The following is a 20,495-nucleotide window of genomic DNA, read 5'->3' as shown; positions in this document are numbered from 1 at the left end:
ATGAAATACATTAACACTCTCAACCAGATTTTAACTCCCCGTAGGATGTCCTATGCCTGGATTGCCGGGGCTGCCTTATGGTTTGCCTGGATGGTGAGCATCCTGCTTGGCTCGGGCAAGATGGACCTGGCTGGCCAGGTGATTGGCACCGACTATTTACAGTTTTACACGGCGGGCAGCACGCTTTTACACGGTCAAAGCCCCGAATTGTATAATTTCGAGTATCAAAGCCAGCTCGAGCAAGCCATAGCTGGACCGGATCTGGCGAATTTTTATGCTTTCATCACCCCGCCCTTCCTGGCCTGGCTGTATGTACCGTTTGCCCTTATACCTTACACCTGGAGTTTTATCGCCTGGAGCTTGCTCGGTTTCCTTTTCCTTTGGCTGAGCATAAAATTGATCAGCGTGGACCAGCCCCGAAAGACATTCATCTGGTCGCTGACCTTCTTTCCAATTTTTGCCGCCATCAGTTTTGGGCAGAACAGCCTGCTGAGCCTGTTGATCTTCAGCTTCACTTATTGGCTATGGAAAAAAGACAAATTCGTGGCTGCTGGACTGGTGGGCAGCCTGTTGTTATTTAAGCCCCAGATGGTCCTCGGCCTCGGATTGCTGTGGCTCCTGGATTGGCGCAGCAGCTGGAAATCGCTTTTAGGGTTGGCTGCTGGCGGTTTATTCCTGGCTGGCTTATGCTTCTGGCTGCTGCCTGAATCCAGCCTGGCATATATTAACCTGGCGCGCAATTTCCTGCCCAACCTGATCTATGGGGAGCAATTCCCGATCTGGCATCTCCATTCTCTGCGAGGCTTCTGGATCTTGTTGAGCTCCGGGAATCGCTGGCTTTCCGAAGGCCTGTCCTTTATTTTCTCATTGCTTGGAATTGCAGCTTATTTCTTTTTCTGGCGAAGGTATCGCGCTGACCGAACAGTCCTCTTCGCCGGCGCAGTCTGCCTGACGATCTGGATGTCTCCGCATGCCATGATCTATGACTGGAGCATCCTGGTCATCCCGGCAATCCTGTTCTGGCAGGCATTTCCCCAGCTAAGAACCTTGTTTAAGGTGTTGTACGCCTTGATCTGGACTTCGGTATTTCTCAGCACACCTCTGACAGTCGCCCAATTGAAGGTCTTACCAGTGGCACTTCAGCTTAGCTTGCCGACACTCTTATTTGTGCTGCTTATCGTGTATCGGCAAGTAATGAGCGTGAAGGAAGAAAATGGCTCTCAAGAACTGGCTGAACCCTAAACGCCTGCGCGACTACCCACGGCTGATCTTGATTGCCTGCAGCATTGTATTGTTGCTCAACCTGCTACTGCACCGCGGCTGGGTTGGTGGCGTGCTAAATTTATTGATGTGGGGCGACTTTGTGGTTTATTACGCCGGCGGGCTGCTGTATAAAACCGATATCGCACAACTCTATAACCCAGTTGTTCAAGAATCAACCCAGCTCAGCCTGATTGCCCCAACCGTGCCCCCCGGTGTCACTTTATATAGCTACCCTCCCCATGCAGCCCTTTTACATTCAGTACTGTCCTACCTTTCGCTCCCAATCAGTCTAATCCTGTGGTGCCTCCTTAGCATCTATTGCATCATCCTGGCTGCCCAATTAATGCAACGCTACCTGGTGCCGAAACGGTTCTCACAAAACGGACTTACCACTCCACAGTTGGCTATCCTTATATTTTCAAGCTTTGCCTTCATCGAAGGTTTTGCTGCTGGGCAGATGCACGCGATCACCTTATTGATAATGGTGGGTATTCTCGTGGCAACCCTCAAGGAGAAGTGGTTCATCGCCGGGTTGCTGGCTGCCGGGTTGACCTACAAGCCCCAGTTCGTGGTTGGCTTCCTGCTGGTATGGCTTGTATGGAAAAAGTTCTACCCGATCCTGGTCTTCATTCTGTTTTCGATCATCTGGAATGGTTTTGTGTTGATCACCAAGGGGGTAGGACCATACCTTGCATACCTAGATTTCCTTAAAAACATGGTCTACCTGCCTTATGTGAAGGAGGGATTTCCTACCGCTGTTCTTGCAACCCCTTACTCCCTGGTTGCCTCACTGATACCATTTAAATATTCTACGTTATGGAACCAGGTTTATTATGGCCTGGTTGCTATACTGCTTGCCTTCTTTGTTTGGTTGATATTTACAACCAGGAAACAACCACTTACTAACCAGAACCTGGTACTGTCCATGGCGATGCTGTTCCCCCTTATAATAACCCCCTATGCATTATTGCATGATTTATTATTGCTCATCCCGGTATTGATCCTGCTAGCTTACAATCCCTCCCAGGACCGACGCTTGTTATACATCACGATTGGGGTATACATTGCCATGCTGTTTCTACCCGCCCTCGGTATCCCCCTGAAGGTCGCCTTGACCGGCTTGATCCCCGTTTTCGTCTTTATTGTTTGGGCGCGTCAATCGGTAGTGTTACTGCGTGCCTGAGGTCCGAATGTAAATACGCGCTACCTCATCCTTGTAGAGCAGCTTCCAGCTGTCGGAAGATTCCACGGCTTTTACCAGTCCCGGTTGCTCGGCTGGGCTGAGCATGAGCGTGTTGATCCCGTATTTATCCAATAAACTTTCCCAATCATCTTCAGCATTGCTGATACGCAGATACTCCAACCAGACAGCTTTTGGAAAGAGCTCGATGCGCGAATCGACGAACACCTGATATTGTGGATACGCTGCCCAGATCAGGTAACTCCCGAAAGTCATTGAGTTAAACAGCTTCCCAGGTGGATTTTCCTCAAACAATGCCTGGGTGGCCCAGATGGGTGTTTCACTTGAGATCAACCCCGCCTTGGCTGCCGGGAAGGGCAGCTGATTTTTAAACCATGGCAAGGAGATGAAACCCAATAAGAGTACGAAAACGAGCAAGAAGACATTCAGGTAGCCTGACCCTTGAGATTTTCCCTGCTTTTGGGTGGTTTTACGGTACCGTTGAACGATCGCTGCTATGTGCTCTGCCACGATGGGTGCCATCACCAGACCAAACCACACGCTGCCGCGCGCGGTGCGTATCCCTAAAATCCCAAAAACCAGGAAAGTAACCACCTGGAAGAAATCTGCTTTTTTCCGTGAAAGCAGCATGACCAGTATACTGAAGACCAACCCAGCAAAGAACAAGCCGCCCATTAATGAGTAGATTGTTGGCGGAGCCCACTCGGTGACAAGATTCTGCACAACGCTGTTTCCTGTCAGGGTGCGCAGGTAATCAATGATTCCGAACCCTTGTGGGTTAAGCAGGCATGCCAGGGCTGAGATCAATAGCGTGGCTCCTGGCAGGATGACTTTTTTCCAATCGGTAATGGCTTCATGCCTGATCAGGCTCCAGACAACCCTCCAGATCTCGTCACCCCACCAGATCCCGAGCAAGGTTAACCCGATGATAAACGTCCCATGGCTGTTGGCCCATATCAACAGGCACACCGGCGGAAGCAATAGCCAGCCCAAATGTGGTCTCCTGCGGTATTCATAGATCGCCAGCAGGATCAGGCTGGCCAGCAGGAAAGTGATTCCCTGTGGTCGCACATTCCAATCATTCAGGCCCAGTGCTGCGGCAAATAGTACGCTTAGGGCCGAGATACGCCAGCTGTTAGAAGCCTGCTTACAAATATAGAACAACACGCCATATGCACCGGTGATCAACAGGCTCTGGAAGAATACCACGAGTGCTGGTCCACCTGCCTTGTAAATCGAATAAAGAATAATTTCCATCAACCAGAACATCTGGTACGAGGGATATGGCTGGCCTGCCGCGGTAAACGAATAAACGTCTGTAGTTGGGATGCTGGCAGTTTCCACGATTTCCTTGCCAACTGCAATGTGCCACCAGAAATCGTACGGGCGGATGGGATGGGTATTGACGAACATGAATATCCCAATTAAGACTACAACCCCCCACAGGTGCTCGATGGTGAAGCGCGGTTTAATACGACTCACTGAACTTCAACTCCTCCACCAATAGCTTTCGGGGTTTGATCGCCCACCAGCGCACCCAATACAAACCGATCAATAGGAGCAGGGGCAGCGGGATGAGCAGGTTTAGTTGCATAGCTGGCTGGCTGCCGGTGATATCCAGGTAAAATAAACCCCACTCCCAAACGAAGAGTAGCATGCAGCTGATGGTCGCAACCCAATTGCCACCCCGCGGCCACCGCTCGGCGAGCATAGCTGTCACAAAGACCAGGGGTATGAGCAGCACAATGAAATTTGCCGGGATTGTCGGAATACCAATCCATTGGCTGATCACGATCGTCAAGCAAATCGTCCAGGTGAACCAGCGGAATTCCCTGCGCCGCGCCAACCACCATTCAAAAGCCAGGATGACTAATAATACACCACTGATTACCCAGCCCAACTGTCTTCCGATACCTGGCCATAGATCCTGGAATAAGAATCCTGGCGTACCGGGAGGAAAGTTTTCTGAGTAATTGAACAACAAGCGTAGGTATTGGATGATCCAGTCGGGGACTAAAAACATACCAATGATGGACAACAAGATCAGAAGGATAAAAAACCACAAGATTAGCAGTCTTCTTTTGTGAGCCCCAGCCCATATCAAGGTGAAAATGATCGGTAGGATGACCATTTGCGGCTGGAAAGCAGATAACCCCAGCAAGATCCCCGCCACTTCATCCCGATTTTGCGAGATCGCCAACAAGGCTGATACGAGAAAGAGTGCCGACCAGATAGATAGGCTCCCATCCAACCAGGGCATGACCACATGGTAGCTAAAAATTGTAAAAATGGTAAAAAGCAACAGGATATACCAGGCTGGTTTCCATGCGGTTAGTTTTATGCACAAGAGCAGAATCGCGAAAACCACCACCAGCTGGATGGCGAACCATACCGAATGTGCAGTCGCCTGGGAGTTGATCAAGGCAAATGGAAATGTAATGATAGCCGAATATAGCGGAGAAGTGTATTTGGGTGCCACTCCGGGGGAAAAGCCATACACAGATTTTACGGCATCCTGGATCCTGGTTGTGATCAACTCGCTATATGGGTTTGCACCTTCAGACACGAGGGCATGAATGCCCAACCATTGAATGGAAAACCCCTCTCCGAATAACCGATACTGCGCAAAGCGGTAGTTAGCCCACACGACCCCAAGCAAGAGGACAACGCATAATAGAACGATCAGGATGGACACAGGGGTGCGAGACTTATTCAACGACTCACCTTTATATCACCAGGATACGAAGCCTTTAGCTTTCAACATTGTTAGGTGTTTCTTACTTTTAAATAAGCGCAATAGTATTATAAGATATAATTAGTTTATCCCCCACTAGCCAATAACCGATTTTAGTCGTAGCCTATGTCGGAAAATATACGATTACCATTTAAGCCAGGCTATCTGTTATATTCACTAATCATATCTTTTGTCGTTTTAGGGTTTATGACTCCCTATACAACGGCACCTTCCAATATAATAAATCCGCCGTATCTACACTATCCAAATAACAATTCGCACACCACACCCGATTCTGACCCACCATTAGGGATTCCTTCATTTTCCTGGTCTACGGTCATGGGTGCCAATCAATACCGTCTGCAAGTGGATGATCAAAATGACTTTAATACTCCCACCATAGACATAACCTCCTGGAATATCACCTACACCCCTCTTTCAACGGACCAGGCATTATCAGATGGCGATTGGTATTGGAGAGTGCGCGTTGAGGATCCCTCACCAGTTAGCGCCTGGAGTACGGTTTTCCACTTTACGAAAATCTGGGCGGCCCCCCAAAACATACCGAATTTACTTTCTCCATCTGAAGGACAAGAGCTGGCTTTTTTTGATGCTCCTGCCTTTTCATGGACTGCTGTCCTTGGCGCTGCACAGTATCGCTTCCGGATAACGCAGACACCAAATTACAACGCTACACCGATTTTATCGGTGGACACCCTGGCGAGGACTTACCAACCCTCAGAACGCTTGGCCAATAGCACCTATTACTGGCATGTCATCCCTATCGACCCATCTAACCAGCTGGGAACCCCGAGCAATATCCAGTCTTTTATCGCAGCCTATGGAATGAATACGATTGGTGATATGGTACCGACCATGATAAGTCCGATGGATGAATCCTTTCCAACCTTCACTCCGACATTTCAGTGGACAGCGATTTCAGGTGCAGAGCATTATCGCCTGGAATATACCGATGACAAGACGTGTAAATTTGACACCAGTACTGGCATAGACACCCGCCAGACATCCTTTACCCCTTCTGATCCATTATCGAACGATACTCAATTTTGCTGGCGGGTGCGCGTGGAATCAGGTCCTGCAATTGGGGATTGGAGTGAGACCTGGCATTTTACGAAGAAATGGGATTTGCAGCCTGTACTTCTCACCCCAACTGAACAATATCTAACCGGTCTTTATCCTTTGTATAGCTGGACACCTGTCCCGGGTGCTGCCCGCTACCATATCCAGATTGCTAAGAATCGAGACTTTAATCCGATCTATGAAGAAGCAGAAACAGCCAACACCAGCTTTACGCCACAGAGTAAATATGATGGGACATCTCATTATTACTGGCGTGTATGGCCCATTGCTGGAGGCGGTGAATATGGTGCAGTCAGTGAAGTAGGTGAATATCAAAGCAATTATGATTCTCTGGCACCCGTACTGATCTACCCGATGTATTATTACCAGCCAGTTGAATATGGTCAGTTTATAATGAACCCACATGAAGATCGGACTGTTGCCTTTCCAATCTTCATGTGGCACCGGGTTATGGTCGCTTCACCCGTTGGTGGGGTGTACGCCAGCGCATATCGGCTTCAGGTAGATGAGTCTTATCTCTTTAATTCCATCGATTGGCAGTATGACACAGAGAATACCAGTGCTTCACCTACAAAAAATGAGGATTTTAGTCCCGTCTCAGGGCAGGAATATTACTGGCGGGTATGTCCATTAACCAGCCTGAACGACGCCTGCCAGATCAATCCTGGAACGGGTGAACCGTGGTGGAGTCAGGTATGGAAAGCTCGCTTTGATAAAAATCTTCAGATTAACCCTACCACTGGGGATGCACCATCCTTGCTTCGACCGGCTATCGGGCAGGAATCGGTAGAAGCCACCCCTCTCCTCGAATGGTGGCCACTCGAAGGAGCAACTGAATACCAGGTGGAAGTGAGTCGGGACGTGGATTTCATTACTTCCGAGATCACCGAGACCGTGAATATCTCTGCATATTCACCAAAATATAGCCTCGCCCAGCGTAGCCTTGGCCGCACGGATTTTGGTACATTTTACTGGCATGTGCGGGCCTTTACTGCGGAAGGCTGGAGCAGATGGAGTGATGCCTGGCGTTTCCAGATCGCTGCTCAATCGGAGTGGCGATATATCAGGTCACCCGGAACCGTTGAAAATCGACTACTCATCGGTAGTGATCCAGTAAACGATGTTCCCAGCGAATATGATCTGACCACCTTATATGCTACTCAATCCGACACCGATTGGTTTTTTGGTTTTGATGCTGTTCCACCTTCCCTGGATATGACCTATGTGATCTATATCGACCTGGATAATATAACCGGCTCTGGCGCCACAGTGCCACCAGAACGCAGCTACCAGGTATCCACCAATCCTGAACACCGGCCAGAATTCGTTATTTATGTAGATGATATCGGTGGAATTATCGATCTCCAAAACACCTGGGTGTTTGCCTGGGATGGTGATGTATGGGGTAACGGGAAGCGCTTTTCCGAAATCGACGCGGGAGTATACGTGAATGCCGGGTATATCGAGCTGAGAATTTCTGATGGCATTATCGGCATGAACAATGATACCAACAGTGCTTCAGTTATGCTCTTCAGCGTTGATACGATCACTGGGGTTCTCAAGGACACAGTTCCTTCAGACCCTGATGTTTCGGTGGATTCATACCTTACCCGCTTCTCAGCCGTGTCTGATCACATGAACCTGATATTCCCACCCAACGTTTCTAGTGGGGACCCAAACACTCTGACTTCACTGCTGCCGTTCTTTTGGGATTGGCCCACTGGCTCGAATGGGGCCACACCTTTTGCAGGCAGTATCTTGCAGGTCGATCTGGATGAGGACTATACACCTCCTCACGAAGCGACTTTCCAGATTGCCTCCAATAGCCAATATTTCAGTGAAAATCATGTGACATTGTTGGGCGACATTTATGGAGACCACACATATTATTGGCGGGTGCAACCTCGCTATATGCTGCCGGGTTACCCGGTAGCATTTGGAAGCTGGACAGGTGGATGGAGTTTTCACCGTCTCGGATTGACCCCTGAAAATCTACATTCTTCACCTAACAGTTCGATAATCTCATTTAGCTGGGATATGGCAGAGGGAGCTGAGCTATATCATTTGCAAGTGGCAACCGATCCTGGCTTTGCCAATCGTGTCGTTGAAGTCCTTACACCGATGAATTCATATATACCGCAGGAAACACTTCCCCAGAGTGTGTATTACTGGCGAGTACAAATCGTCCGCTTCGAGGATATCGCCAATACCTGGGTTGAAGGTGAACCCTTTGAATTTATCCTGCCTCAACCCCAGGGCTTGACACCTGCAAGTGGTGAGGTCATCCATGGCACTCCAACCTATTGTTGGAATCCCGTAGAAGCAGCCGATGATGCTGGAAACGCTTTCTTTTCTGCCTGGCGCTATCATATCCAGGTCAGCACGGACCCCAGCTTTCGTATCGTGTACGATAGCATAGATACGTACAATAATTGCTGGACACCCTTTAAAGGTTATATTGATGGAAATTATTACTGGCGGGTAGCTCTGTATGATGGAAATGGACGTCTGGGTTCATACAGCCCAGCAGCCACATTCACCAAATTATATGCCAGTCCTACGTTGATCAGTCCGATCAAAGGCAAGATCCAAAGCACGCCCACATTTGTTTGGTCCCCCGTTACTGGTGCTGCTACTTACGCCATTGAAGTATCCTGGTATCCTACTTTCTACCCACTTTATGATGTCCAGGAAACGCTAAATACTCAGTACACACCAATCTGGAACTATGCCCTTAATAAGGTGTACTATTGGCGGGTGGCTATCCGCGACCATGATGGATTGCAAGGACCTTTCGTTGCTGCAAGAATAATACTCGGGAATGTATATTTCTTATTCAACCCGTTTATTTCTAAGTAATTACCCTCACCCGAGGTTATTAAAGTGATTCGAGGAGGCAAAAAAGCCAGGGATTGCTCCCTGGCTTTTTTGTCTTATCCGAGGTATTCACGTAACCTGCGGCGTATGGAGGGATGTCGTAAACGGCTTAAAGCTTGCGCTTCGATCTGCCTGACGCGCTCACGCGTCACACCCATCTTCCGCCCCACTTCTTCCAGGGTATAAGCCTGTCCATCCAATAAGCCGTAACGTAGCTGTAAGATTCGTACTTCACGCGGCGGTAAACCATTCAAGACCACATCCAGGTGTTCACGCAATAAATTGTACGTAGCGGTCTCATCAGGTGCGGGTACTTCTTCATCTTGAATGAAGTCACCCAACACTGAATCTTCTTCGTCATCAGTCGGCGTCTCGAGCGAGAGTGGGCGCCTGGCAACCTGGATCATGTTCTCGACTTTTTGAGGGGTGACTTCCAGGGCTTGAGCCAGCTCATCCACACTGGGATCACGCCCCAGGCGTTGGGTAAGCTGGTGCTGCACCCTGAGCAGCTTGTTGATCTGGTCACCCATATGCACAGGCACACGGATCGTCCTGCCTTGGTCCGCGATGGCACGCGTCACAGCCTGGCGGATCCACCAGGTGGCATAGGTGCTGAATTTATGACCGCGCCGGTAATCAAATTTCTTGGCTGCCCGGATCAGGCCGATATTGCCTTCCTGGATTAGATCCAGGAATGGCACTCCACGGCCCATGTATTTCTTGGCCACACTGATTACCAGGCGTGAGTTGGCAGTGATCAAATGCTCACGAGCCAACCAGCCGTCTTCGATATGCATTTGAAGCTCACCACGCCTGCGTAGGCTGATATTGCCCTTGGCTAACTCTTCACGTGCCAGTCTGCCTTGCTCAATGCGCTTGGCTAGCTGTACTTCCTCTTCAGCCGTGAGCAACGGGACACGGCCAACTTCTTTCAGGTACAGCCCGATGGTGTCATCCGTGTCGATATTGGCCAGGTAGTTGTCATCCACCACTACCACACGGTGAGTTTCTTCCTCTGTCTCTTCTTCTTCCACTGCAGTCAGCTCATCTTCCGTCGGCGCTCCGACGGTGACATCGTCGACATATGGGATGCCCGCGCTGATCAAAGCTGCAAAGGCCTCTTCCAGCTGGTCCACATCCTGCTCAGCTTCAGGGAAAAAGCTTAGGATATCATCGATCGTTACAAAAGATTTCTGCCTGCCCAGCTCGATTAGCCTGGCTAATGCAGGATGCTCGTCTTCGCGATTCGCGATTGCATTGATTAATTCTTCATCTATCATTTTCTCTCCCTAACCGGCCTTCTCACCGGCATAGGAACCATGATCATCATCAGAATACACTTTTTTTTAATGAAAATCAAGTACCAAAGCTTAATAATCCCATGCATACCCGACTATGGTGTCGGAGTACTTAGCGTCTCTGGTGCAATTGATGTGCCCGTCTCCGTCACCTGCGGGGTCGTAGTCGCCAGTAGGGGTGGCTCGCTGATCAGCTTGAACGCATCATCCAAAATGACATTGTCGAGGATCAAGATGGGGCCATTACCCACACGTGCATAATAGCCGGTCCCGATGGCATTCAGATTGCCGACATAGATCACAGCTTTCTGCCCATCTGTAGTGAGTATCGTGATCGTGTATGCCGGTTTATCCAAACCAATTGTCTCGAGAGCTGGCGACTGGCTTAATATCTCTGATACCTCCAGAGAGAGCAAAGGCGTGACAACCGACTCCAGCCGGTTGGTATCCACCTGGTCTGCTGGGATGTCCTTTACTCCCCAATTTGATGCCGAAGCTGTGGTTTTGTATAGGCTCACCTCATCACCGGTTTTACTGGCGATGGTGATCTCATTCACCTGGTTACTGTCAAGGTTGAGAAGCCTGGCAACTGTGGGAAATGCTGTGGATGTTGCCGTGGTTTCTTGCTTGTTTGCTTGATCGCGTTGAAACCACCAGGCAAACACAGCCAACACACCAAACACAACCAGCAGGATCCATGTAGTTCGACGTACCATAACCGGTTAACCTTGCCGCCTGCGAGCCAACCAAGATCCGATGCCTGCCACGAGTACAATCCCGGGTAAGACAATCAATGAACCAAGCAGGATCAAACCCATTGTGTAGGTTTTCGGCTGTACCAGGGTGCGCTCGACGGTATTCTTAGCGGTCAGATTGATGAGATTCTCCTGCTTGGCAGCCCAATCGACCGAGTTCACGATCATTTCACCGTTGCCATAAAATCCGTAGTATGCGTTCGTGGCAAAGTCAGAATCTCCAAAGACAACCAGGCGTGCATCGTTGGATCCGGAGGCAACTACTGCCAGAGGTACAGGTCCAGCTATATCAATGCCCTCATTGAATTCTGGATTGCTCGCTTGGATCGAGCTTGCATCGGTCTCACCCCAGGATTGCTCGACCGTGGTGATCAACTGCGACTTGGTGTAATCCGTCCCAGTTGAATCATCCGCAGAGACCGTCCTGGCGCCCTGGAAACCAGTTCCCATGGTACCCATTTTGGACGTGATGGCGTGGGTAGCATATTGGTAGCCAACAGCAAAATATGGGTTCTGAAATGCCTGGTACCCATACATGTCCACCACGGTATCATTCCCCAGGATGATGCCATAATTCGCGGACAGGTCGCTGGCTAACGGGTCGGGCGAGTCACCAAATTGCGTGTCAAGGGCAGGGTCTTCCATCACCACCACCGAGCCACCATCTTTGATGTAGCTATCCAGCATACTCACCTCAGCATCGCTGAGTGGCTTCTTGGGTCCATCGACCACGATCACACTGGCATCTTGTGGTACGTCCAACTTCGCCAACAGATTCAAGCTTTGCACTGAATAATTCTTTGCTTCCAATGCAGCAGATAACTCAGTGTAGGATTGGTCAGCGCTGCCTGTGATTGGATACTCGCCGTGACCGGTCAGGAAGTAAATTACGTGTGCTTCAGGATTCATTAGCCTGACCATTGCTCCAGTAAGATTTTCCTCCGAGATGGAGGTCACGCTCTGCTTGGCATTACCCATATAAAGCACGACTGTGCCATCTGCTGTGATACCTGCATCCTGGGCTGCTGCGGGATCATTGTTTGGATCGATAAACTCGTATTTGAATTTCCCGGCTCCCTCATAAACATATTGTTCCAACAATAGTTTCGCACTATCTTTAGATGTAGCAACAGTCGTATTGGTGGTAAAGAATGCCTTTGCCACAACATTTTCCGGCAGGCTTTTCAGCACCTCTACCGTTTCTTTTGCCAGGGTATTCGATTTATCTTCGGTCAAGTCAATTCGCTTGGTATTTTTATATGCCAAATAATTGACCACCACCAGGATTCCCAGAAAAGCTGCAGCTAAAATTAGGGCATTACTACCGTATTTGGCCTGCCGGCCGGTCAGTGCCTTCCGCACTGCCCCCGGATCCATGACCACAAATACTGCCAGCCCGATCACAAAAAGAGCCAGACAGATCTGCAAAGCCAGGTTCCATTGGTGCTGGACGATCCATAAACCTGCTGAAGCCAGCAGGGCAAGCAGCGCGATGATTAGCGCACCATACCGAATAATCTGACGCCAGTTCGTTTTCATTAGCGCCACCTCCGCATTTCAATCGATACCGTTCCAAAGAATAATGCCAGTGCAGTCAGGCTCAGGTAGTAGACGGTATCACTCAGGTCGATTGTTCCCTGGTAGAAGCTATAAAAGTGATCGACATAGGAGAGATACGACAGTAACTGGCTGCCAAGCCCACCACTTGAGCTGGCCAGCTGGGATCCAAACCATAAGACCAGCATGACGACCAGGCTGATAAAGTAGACCACAATCTGGTTATTGAATAGAGTTGAGATGAACACCCCAATCCCGATCATGCTCGCCACCATCAGCAGCAAGCCAAGATATCCCGACAGCAGCACCCCCTGGTCGATCCCTGGGTTCACCAGGAAATTTAGTACGATGGGGAAAACCCATGTCACGGCTAAAAGCGTGAGCATGAACAAGAATGCCCCCAACCACTTACCTACCACCAGTTCCCAATCTTTAATCGGGGAGGTCAATAAAAGCTCCATGGTACCCATGCGTATCTCATCAGAGATAGTGCGCATGCTGACTGCTGGCATGACAAATAACAATAGTGTGACCATCGGGCTGATGACGATTTGAACCCCGGGTGCTGATGATGTATATGCTGCCTGCAGAATGGCTGACGAGAGATTAAGATAGAAAAATATCCCCAAGAGGAGCATAAAGAAGAATACAATGATATAAGCGACCGGGCTGGTGAAGTAGTATTTATACTCTCTCCGAGCGATAATCCATACGTTTCGCATGAAATCCTTCCTTGTTACGGTTGTCTTGACTGATCAAAAAGCCGAATTAATTGGTTCTCTAAGCTTCTTCCGAATCGTCGGTAGTCGGAGGTGCAGGTTCGTCGCGGGTTAATTCCAGGAAGATATCTTCCAGGCTCAGGTCGACATTCCTCAGCTCTAGCAAGTCATAACCCGCCTTGATTACATTCTTGGCAATAATCGGGCGCAGGTCTTTCCCTGGGGCAGTCTCAACTTCAACCGCACCTTCTCCTCGCCCGGTCACCTTCCCAACCCCGCTAATCCCATTGATCAGCTTCTCCAATCCATCGCCGTCACCCTGTACTTGCAGTGAAACTCGTTGCACCCCACTAAGCCCCGCTTGCAGCCGCTCCGGGGTGTCTTCGACTACGATCACCCCTTTATTGATGATTAAGACCCGGTCGCAGATTTGTTGTGCTTCTGACAGGATATGGGTTGATAACAGGACAGTGCGTTGTTTTCCAATATCCTTAATCAATGTACGCACCTCTTTGATCTGGGCAGGGTCCAGGCCAATCGTCGGTTCATCTAGAATGAGGACTTCAGGTTCATGCAATAGTGCTTGTGCCAGGCCAATTCGTTGGCGCATACCTTTGGATAAGTTGCTGATATACCCATTACTCCGCTCTTCCATATGGACGATCTCAAGCACATCCTCTACCCGCTCGTCAGCATTCTTGATATGACGCAAGTCTGCCATGTACTTCAAATAATCGAAAACAGTCATATCTGGGTACAAGGGGACGGTTTCGGGTAAATAACCTACTCTTTTTCTTACCTCCAGGGATTTATCTACCACGTCGAAACCTGCTACCCTGGCTGTGCCCATCGTGGGTGGCATGAAACCAGTCAGGATGCGCATGGTGGTGGTCTTGCCAGCCCCGTTCGGACCCAGGAAACCCAAGATCTCGCCTGAGTTCGCCTGGAAGGTGAGGTTATTGATCGCCCGCCTGGCACCGTAATCCTTGGTCAATCCTTCAACTTCGATCATAAATTTCTCCTATAAATAATGAACAAAAAGCACGGCCGCCGAACTCCCGGAGGCTGTGCCATCAAATAGCGCTATGCAGTTAACCTTTTCGCATAATCTATGTGAATAACTACTCTAGTCACTGAGTAAGACTATACATTAAAAAAAGGAGCAAAGTCAAGTAGTTCGCTGAAGTCTAATGAAATGCTAATCTGTAGAAATCTAATTGAGTTATTTGACTTTTTTTATTTGATTAGGTAAAATAACGCAGCCTGCCGGAACCTTCAATAAATGTATCTATTTTCAAAAACTCAAATATGCTCAACCCATACGCATTAGCGTGTGGGGATTTTGTTTGTTTAAAATCTAATTCGCAAGAGTGGAGGAGAGATGGATATCTTGGGTTTAGCTCGACATGGATTGAATAGCTTTGAGCAGATCGCTATCGTGGGTGTGGTGGTTGTTGCCATCATCAGCTTATTGTATGCCTGGTATCTGCGAGGCAGAGTCCTGGCAAAGGATAAAGGCACCCCAAAGATGCAGGAAGTGTGGAACGCCATTCGCATTGGTGCGAACAGCTATTTGAACCGCCAATTGCGCTCCATTCTTCCCCTGATAATCGTTCTAACCGTCGTCCTCTTCCTTTCGGTATATATCGTTCCTCCTTCCTTGGAAGCCCGTGAATGGCATTGTATCTTCCTCCAGGGCGTAGATGCTCATAATATCCAGGCATTGACTACCTGTGCCGAGGGAATCACAAAAGAAAGCAACCCCGCTGCTTACCAGCAGATCCTGCTCATCATCGGGGTGGCCCGCATGATTGGCTTCATCATGGGTGCCTCATTTTCACTAACTGTCGGTCAGCTGGGCATGCGCATGGCGATCGAGGCTAACGTCCGGGCAGCTTCTGCAGCCCGCCGCGGTTTTAATGAAGCGCTCTCCATCGCTTATTACGCTGGCACAATCACCGGGATGTTGACCGATGGCTTGGGCCTTCTGGGTGGCACCCTGATCTTCATGATTTTCGGGCGTGCCGCCCCGGATGCATTATTAGGCTTTGGTTTTGGTGGCACCTTGCTAGCCCTATTCATGCGCGTAGGAGGCGGTATCTATACCAAGGCTGCAGATGTCGGTGCGGACCTGGTGGGTAAGGTCGAACAGGATATCCCCGAAGATGATCCCCGAAATGCCGCTGTGATAGCTGACCTGGTTGGTGATAACGTAGGTGACTGCGCAGGAATGGCTGCTGACATCTTCGAAAGCTATGAGGTGACCATCGTTTCTGGCCTGATCCTGGGGTTAGCCCTGGTTGCTCTGACCGGTGACTTAAAGTGGATCGTATATCCCTTAATTATCCGAGCTATCGGTGTGCTCAGCTCCATTTTAGGTACTTTCACCGTCCCAATCTGGGAAGGCTTCCCCATCAAGTTCCTGCGAGCTCATGATGCTGAAGAAGCCATGTTCCGTTCATATGAAGTGTCGAGCATCAATACCATAGTATGGTCGTTCGCCCTGGCTTACTGGTATGCCGATGATTGGCGCTTGGCTGCCTTAACCACCATTGGCGTCGCTCTTGCGGTTGCCTACAATCCGCTGACCTCCTATTTCACCTCCACCAAGAAGGCTCCTGTCAAGGAAATCGTCGATTCAACGCGTGGCGGTCCGGCGACCACCATCTTGTCCGGATTATCCGTGGGGATGGAATCAAGCGTATGGGCCTTGGTGGTGATTGTCATAAGCTTTATCCTGGCTGTGCTGCTCTACAGTTCTAACGGAACCACCTACGTTTTGTATGCAGTTGCCATGATCGGTATCGGTATGCTCAGCCACACCGGGAACAATGTCGCCATGGACTCGTACGGGCCCATCTCCGATAACGCCAACGGCATCGGCGAGATGGCCTGGCATGACATGGATGATGAAGAAACACGTAAAGCCCGCCAGATCATGGCGGATCTGGATGCGGTGGGTAACACCACGAAAGCCATCACCAAAGGTGTGGCAATTGCATCGGCAGTCATTGCCGCGGTCAGTCTATTTGCTTCTTTCATAACCGATGTCGGCCGGGTTCAATCACAGCTCGGTTTTCCGGTGATGGATTCCATCCGTGTCTCTGACACACGTGTATTTGTCGGTTTGCTGCTGGGTGGTGCCCTTCCCTGGTTATTCAGCTCGCTATCCATCAAAGCCGTCACGCGTGCTGCAGGCTTGATCGTGGAGGAAGTTCGTCGCCAGTTCCGCATCCCTGGGTTGATGGAGGGCAAGGTCCAGCCCGATTATGCTCGGGCAGTAGGTATCTCTACCAAGGCTGCACAAAAAGAGCTGATCCCGCTGGCAACCATCGCCGTCCTATTACCCCTGGCGGTCGGATTGTTATTACAGGTAGAGGCATTGGGCGGCTTCCTGGCTGGCATCATCCTGAGTGGCCAGCTCTTGGCGGTGTTTATGGCTAATACCGGCGGCGCCTGGGATAATGCTAAGAAATCGATTGAAGACGAACCCAGGGACCTTCAGGCGAACACCGGCAAGGGCTCCGAGCGACATAAGGCGGGTGTTGTCGGTGATACCGTTGGTGATCCGCTGAAAGACACCGCCGGGCCGGCACTTAACCCCATGATCAAGGTCGTCAATCTGGTCAGCCTGATCATGGCTCCCATCATCGTAAAATATAGCACCTCCCCTGCAGTGTCTTATGTGGTCGGGCTCGCGCTATTGGTTGCGGTTGGGTGGGCGATCCTGAGCAGTAAAAAACCTGCTACACCGTTCTAAAAACTCCTGGTTTCAACCTTAAAATCCCTCCCGCTGCTGGGAGGGATTTTATTTTCTGGCTTTTAGCCTGCTAAAGCTGGCTTTTAGCCTGCTAAAGCTGGCTAAACTCTTGCAACTTCAGCTAGAATGAGGCATACTTAACAACAGGAGCCTATAATTATGGCCATAATTTCATTACGTGCTTATAACCATGAAATCGAAGGCATGATCGATAATGGACAGCTGGATGAATCTGTCGCTCATTGCCGCCATATTCTTTCCACATTTCCGAAACACATCGCCACCTATCGTCTTTTAGGAAAAGCTCATCTGGAACAACAGCGCATCAGTGATGCCACCGACATTTTCCAACGCGTGTTGTCGGCCATCCCCGATGATTTTATCTCTAATGTTGGGATGAGTATCATCCGGGAAGACGAGAACAACCTGGATGCTGCCATCTGGCACATGGAGCTGGCTTATGAAGCCCAGCCGGCCAACATTGCCATCCAGGATGAGCTGCGGCGCCTGTACGGCCGGCGGGATGGTATGCAACCCCCCAAGGTGCGCCTGACCCGCGGTGCCCTGGCCAGGATGTATGCCAAGGGAGGTTTGTTCGACCAGTCAATTGCAGAGCTGCGTGCGGCGATCACCGAAGATCCGAATCGGCCTGACCTGCAGCTTCTGCTGGCTCAGATGTTTTTCCAGACTTCCCAGCGCGTTGAAGCTGTGGACACCTGCGTAAATATCCTAAAAAAAATGCCGCTATGTATGGATGCAAACCGCATCCTGGCAGTTTCACTTCCCGAAGCCGAGGGTTCAGACGCAGTTAAAAATGCGCGCCAGATCTCCGTCTCAATGGACCCTTATTTTGCCTTTGCTGAGCAGGAAGCCATCACCTCCGACCAGGTGCCGGATAGTGCGGTAAACATTGAACGACTGGAGTGGAAATCTGGAATCCAGGTTGGAGAAGCCCCTGAACAGCCATCCTGGGCAACCTCATTGGGTATTTCTCTTGACCAACAAACGGATGAAAATATCCCAGAATGGCTGAAGGCTGCTGAAGCGCCTTCGGCTGCCCCTCCAGTCGCGAACGCATCTCCCAGTGTCTCCCCGTTTATCTGGGATACCCAGGAAGTGGAGAAGATCATCACCGACACATCCAAACCAGAAGGTGAGATTCCGGATTGGATGAAGGATGCTGGTTGGAAACCTGCGACGGGTGAAAGTACGCAGGTGCCACCAGAATCGGCCAATATCGAAGAAGTAAGCGCGGAAAACCCGGAAGGTAAAGAAGCGATCCAGGCTGAGATCCCCGAATGGTTGCGTGGGATTGCACCAGATGGATTCGTTACGAATGCCTCCCCGACTGCCCAGGCTGACGAAGATAAAATTTCCAACCCCTGGTTGGAACCTCATCAGCCAGGCCCGACTGATTCAATCATCCATTGGTTGGACGAAGAGAAGAAACCCAACGCATCCATAGCCCCTCAGCAAGACAGCCCGGCGTTTAACCCCGATGATGAAGTCCCCGATTGGCTGAAAGATATCGACATCCCACAGCCTGCAGCATCCAGCGAAGACAAGTCATCTCTGGCAGCTGCTGCAGCTTTTACAGCCGGGATCTCTGCTTTCATGGAAGGTAGTGAGACTCCTAAAACCCCTGTGACTGAACCCGAGGCAGTCGAAGAGCCAGTAGTTGAAGTTGTAACCCCAATCGAACAAGCCGAAATCCCAGCGATACCAGGAGCAGCCGAGCTTGAAGCTCCCGCAGTGCCAGCGACGGAGGACGAGCTACCCGACTGGCTTAAAGTACTCACCCCAGAAGCACCAGCAGAGGAACTTTCCGAGGCTGGTACACCGGTAGAGGAGACAATCTCACCAGAAGCCCTACCTGCCATCGAAGTACCTCTTGCAGCAGAGCTGTCCCAAGTTGAAGAGGAAGCGATCCCCGCTGAGGAGTCGCCCGGGACACACGCACCCGCGTTAGCCGGAGCAGTCATTGCGGCTGAGATGCTTTCAAAAGCACATGAAGAAGAGCCACAGCTACCCTCTACAGAGGAGCTACCAGCTACTGAGGAGCCTGAGCAAGTGCCACCCCTGGTAGCCACAACTGAACTTGGTGAAGCAATTTCTGCCGCCCCACTGCCTGAGCCTGATGCGAATATTATAGCTCCACAAGAAGTGCCTCCCACGGAAGAGGTTATACCGCTTGAAGCAGAATTGATCCCAGCTGAGCCTGAGTCCGCTACAGAGCCGGAAGCATTTGCATGGCTTAAAGGTCTGACGGATGAACAAGATGCCAACAGTACGGATGAATTAGTCATGCCCGGGCTTGAAGGAGAAGTCCAACCGCCCGATTGGGTGAAGCTCGAGCTCGAACCGGTCACAGACGTGTTAGCTCATCCCACCCCGCCAGCAGAGGCGGCAGAAGAGGTACCCGACTGGATAAAAGGCCTGGGAGAGGAGCCAGAAGCGGAACAACCCGCTGAGGAAACTCAAGAGATCATACAACCTGAAGCTGAACAACTGGCTGAAGGAGAGCTGCCAGCCTGGTTGGTTGAGCTTGAACAGCCGGAGTCCGAAAAAGAAACCGCAGGCAGTGCAGAAGAAGCTTTGGAGTGGGAACCGGAAGAGCTGCCTGACTGGCTCAAGGAAATAACCGAAGCAGAAGAACCACAGCAGGCTACCCCAGAAGTTGAAAGCTCTGCTGCAGAAAAGCTGGCTGCTGCAGCGGTAGTTGCCAGCCTGGCAGGGGAGCAGGAAACTACTCCAGCCCAAGCTCCTGAGGAAATAGTCCCAGAACCTCCGCTGCCAGAGATACTCGCCGTTGCCGCGGTTGAAGAAGTTGCTCAACCTGCGGTCGAATCAGCTGTCCCGCCCGATGAAGAATCCGCTCCACTGGTACCTGAATTCCCAGTCACACTACCAGTGACTGAAGCTGTCATTACACAGGAAGAAGTGCCGCCTGCTAAGCTTGCAGCCGAGAGTAGCCTGGCAGAAGCCCGCCATGCACTCAGCCAGGGTCAGCCATCGCAGGCTGCTAATTATTATGCGGATTTGATTAAACAGAATTATCACCTGGATGAGATCATCAAGGACCTGCAGGAAGCGCTCTACCGCTTCCCAGTCGATACCGACATGTGGGTTACCCTGGGTGATGCGCATTCCAAGAAGAGTGATTTACAAGAAGCCTTGAACGCCTACATCAAGGCAGAAGAATTGGTCAGGTAGGTAGAATACGATCGTAA

12 protein-coding genes are annotated in these 20,495 nt (G+C 50.4%); 5 read left to right on the top strand and 7 right to left on the bottom strand.

All coding sequences use genetic code 11. The features are described from left to right. Both C3F13_05255 and C3F13_05250 read left to right on the top strand, forming a co-directional pair. Complete coding sequence (locus C3F13_05255; protein ID PWB55129.1) at positions 1-1,242, top strand: hypothetical protein; 1,242 nt, start codon at positions 1-3, stop codon at positions 1,240-1,242. Further along, complete coding sequence (locus C3F13_05250) at positions 1,214-2,446, top strand: hypothetical protein (protein ID PWB55128.1); 1,233 nt, start codon at positions 1,214-1,216, stop codon at positions 2,444-2,446. Before C3F13_05255 ends, C3F13_05250 begins: the two co-directional genes overlap by 29 nt. Here C3F13_05250 and C3F13_05245 read toward each other — a convergent pair. Next, entirely contained in the window at positions 2,432-3,946 is a 1,515-nt protein-coding gene (locus tag C3F13_05245) for a hypothetical protein (protein ID PWB55127.1), read from the bottom strand. The two genes, C3F13_05250 and C3F13_05245, sit on opposite strands and share 15 nt — an antisense overlap. After that, a complete protein-coding gene (locus C3F13_05240) occupies positions 3,933-5,180 on the bottom strand; it encodes a hypothetical protein (protein PWB55126.1) in 1,248 nt (415 codons plus the stop codon). Before C3F13_05240 ends, C3F13_05245 begins: the two co-directional genes overlap by 14 nt. 357 nt (positions 5,181-5,537) lie before the next feature. On the opposite strand from C3F13_05240, the gene C3F13_05235 reads away from it, so the two are divergent. Continuing rightward, positions 5,538-9,158, top strand: coding sequence for a hypothetical protein (locus C3F13_05235; protein PWB55125.1), 3,621 nt, complete (start codon positions 5,538-5,540; stop codon positions 9,156-9,158). 74 nt (positions 9,159-9,232) lie between these two features. Here C3F13_05235 and C3F13_05230 read toward each other — a convergent pair whose 3' ends face one another. From C3F13_05230 to C3F13_05210, 5 genes are all read right to left on the bottom strand, one after another. Further along, on the bottom strand, positions 9,233-10,456 hold the full coding sequence (locus C3F13_05230) for an RNA polymerase subunit sigma (protein PWB55124.1): 1,224 nt from the start codon (positions 10,454-10,456) through the stop codon (positions 9,233-9,235). 113 nt (positions 10,457-10,569) lie between these two features. Then, the gene (locus C3F13_05225; protein PWB55123.1) at positions 10,570-11,190 is read right to left on the bottom strand and encodes a hypothetical protein; all 621 of its coding nucleotides are present in this window, start codon (positions 11,188-11,190) and stop codon (positions 10,570-10,572) included. Between the two features lie 6 nt (positions 11,191-11,196). Further along, entirely contained in the window at positions 11,197-12,768 is a 1,572-nt protein-coding gene (locus tag C3F13_05220) for a hypothetical protein (protein PWB55122.1), read from the bottom strand. Then, on the bottom strand, positions 12,768-13,508 hold the full coding sequence (locus C3F13_05215; GenBank protein PWB55121.1) for a hypothetical protein: 741 nt from the start codon (positions 13,506-13,508) through the stop codon (positions 12,768-12,770). The genes C3F13_05220 and C3F13_05215 overlap by 1 nt, the downstream gene beginning before the upstream one ends. A gap of 58 nt (positions 13,509-13,566) precedes the next feature. Next, the gene (locus C3F13_05210) at positions 13,567-14,517 is read right to left on the bottom strand and encodes an MFS transporter (GenBank protein PWB55120.1); all 951 of its coding nucleotides are present in this window, start codon (positions 14,515-14,517) and stop codon (positions 13,567-13,569) included. A gap of 369 nt (positions 14,518-14,886) precedes the next feature. Between C3F13_05210 and C3F13_05205 the strand changes: the two genes are divergently transcribed. Both C3F13_05205 and C3F13_05200 read left to right on the top strand, forming a co-directional pair. Then, positions 14,887-17,265 carry a sodium-translocating pyrophosphatase gene (locus C3F13_05205; GenBank protein ID PWB55119.1) on the top strand — a complete coding sequence of 793 codons (2,379 nt, stop codon included), beginning with the start codon at positions 14,887-14,889 and terminating at the stop codon, positions 17,263-17,265. A 159-nt stretch (positions 17,266-17,424) separates the two neighbouring features. Then, positions 17,425-20,478, top strand: a complete 3,054-nt coding sequence (locus C3F13_05200) for a hypothetical protein (protein PWB55118.1) — start codon at positions 17,425-17,427, stop codon at positions 20,476-20,478. Positions 20,479-20,495 lie beyond the last annotated feature (17 nt).

It is taken from the genome of Anaerolineales bacterium, assembly GCA_003105035.1.
Taxonomy (GTDB): Bacteria; Chloroflexota; Anaerolineae; order Anaerolineales; family UBA4823; genus FEB-25.
This window is presented reverse-complemented; position numbering and strand designations above follow the sequence as displayed.

Bases quoted from the DNA above. Each gene is read 5' to 3' on its own strand.
- C3F13_05255 (PWB55129.1), top strand. From the start codon at position 1: ATGAAATACATTAACACTCTCAACCAGATTTTAACTCCCCGTAGGATG.
- C3F13_05250 (PWB55128.1), top strand. From the start codon at position 1,214: ATGGCTCTCAAGAACTGGCTGAACCCTAAACGCCTGCGCGACTACCCA.
- C3F13_05235 (PWB55125.1), top strand. From the start codon at position 5,538: ATGGGTGCCAATCAATACCGTCTGCAAGTGGATGATCAAAATGACTTT.
- C3F13_05230 (PWB55124.1), bottom strand. From the start codon at position 10,456: ATGATAGATGAAGAATTAATCAATGCAATCGCGAATCGCGAAGACGAG.
- C3F13_05225 (PWB55123.1), bottom strand. From the start codon at position 11,190: ATGGTACGTCGAACTACATGGATCCTGCTGGTTGTGTTTGGTGTGTTG.
- C3F13_05220 (PWB55122.1), bottom strand. From the start codon at position 12,768: ATGAAAACGAACTGGCGTCAGATTATTCGGTATGGTGCGCTAATCATC.
- C3F13_05215 (PWB55121.1), bottom strand. From the start codon at position 13,508: ATGCGAAACGTATGGATTATCGCTCGGAGAGAGTATAAATACTACTTC.
- C3F13_05210 (PWB55120.1), bottom strand. From the start codon at position 14,517: ATGATCGAAGTTGAAGGATTGACCAAGGATTACGGTGCCAGGCGGGCG.
- C3F13_05205 (PWB55119.1), top strand. From the start codon at position 14,887: ATGGATATCTTGGGTTTAGCTCGACATGGATTGAATAGCTTTGAGCAG.
- C3F13_05200 (PWB55118.1), top strand. From the start codon at position 17,425: ATGGCCATAATTTCATTACGTGCTTATAACCATGAAATCGAAGGCATG.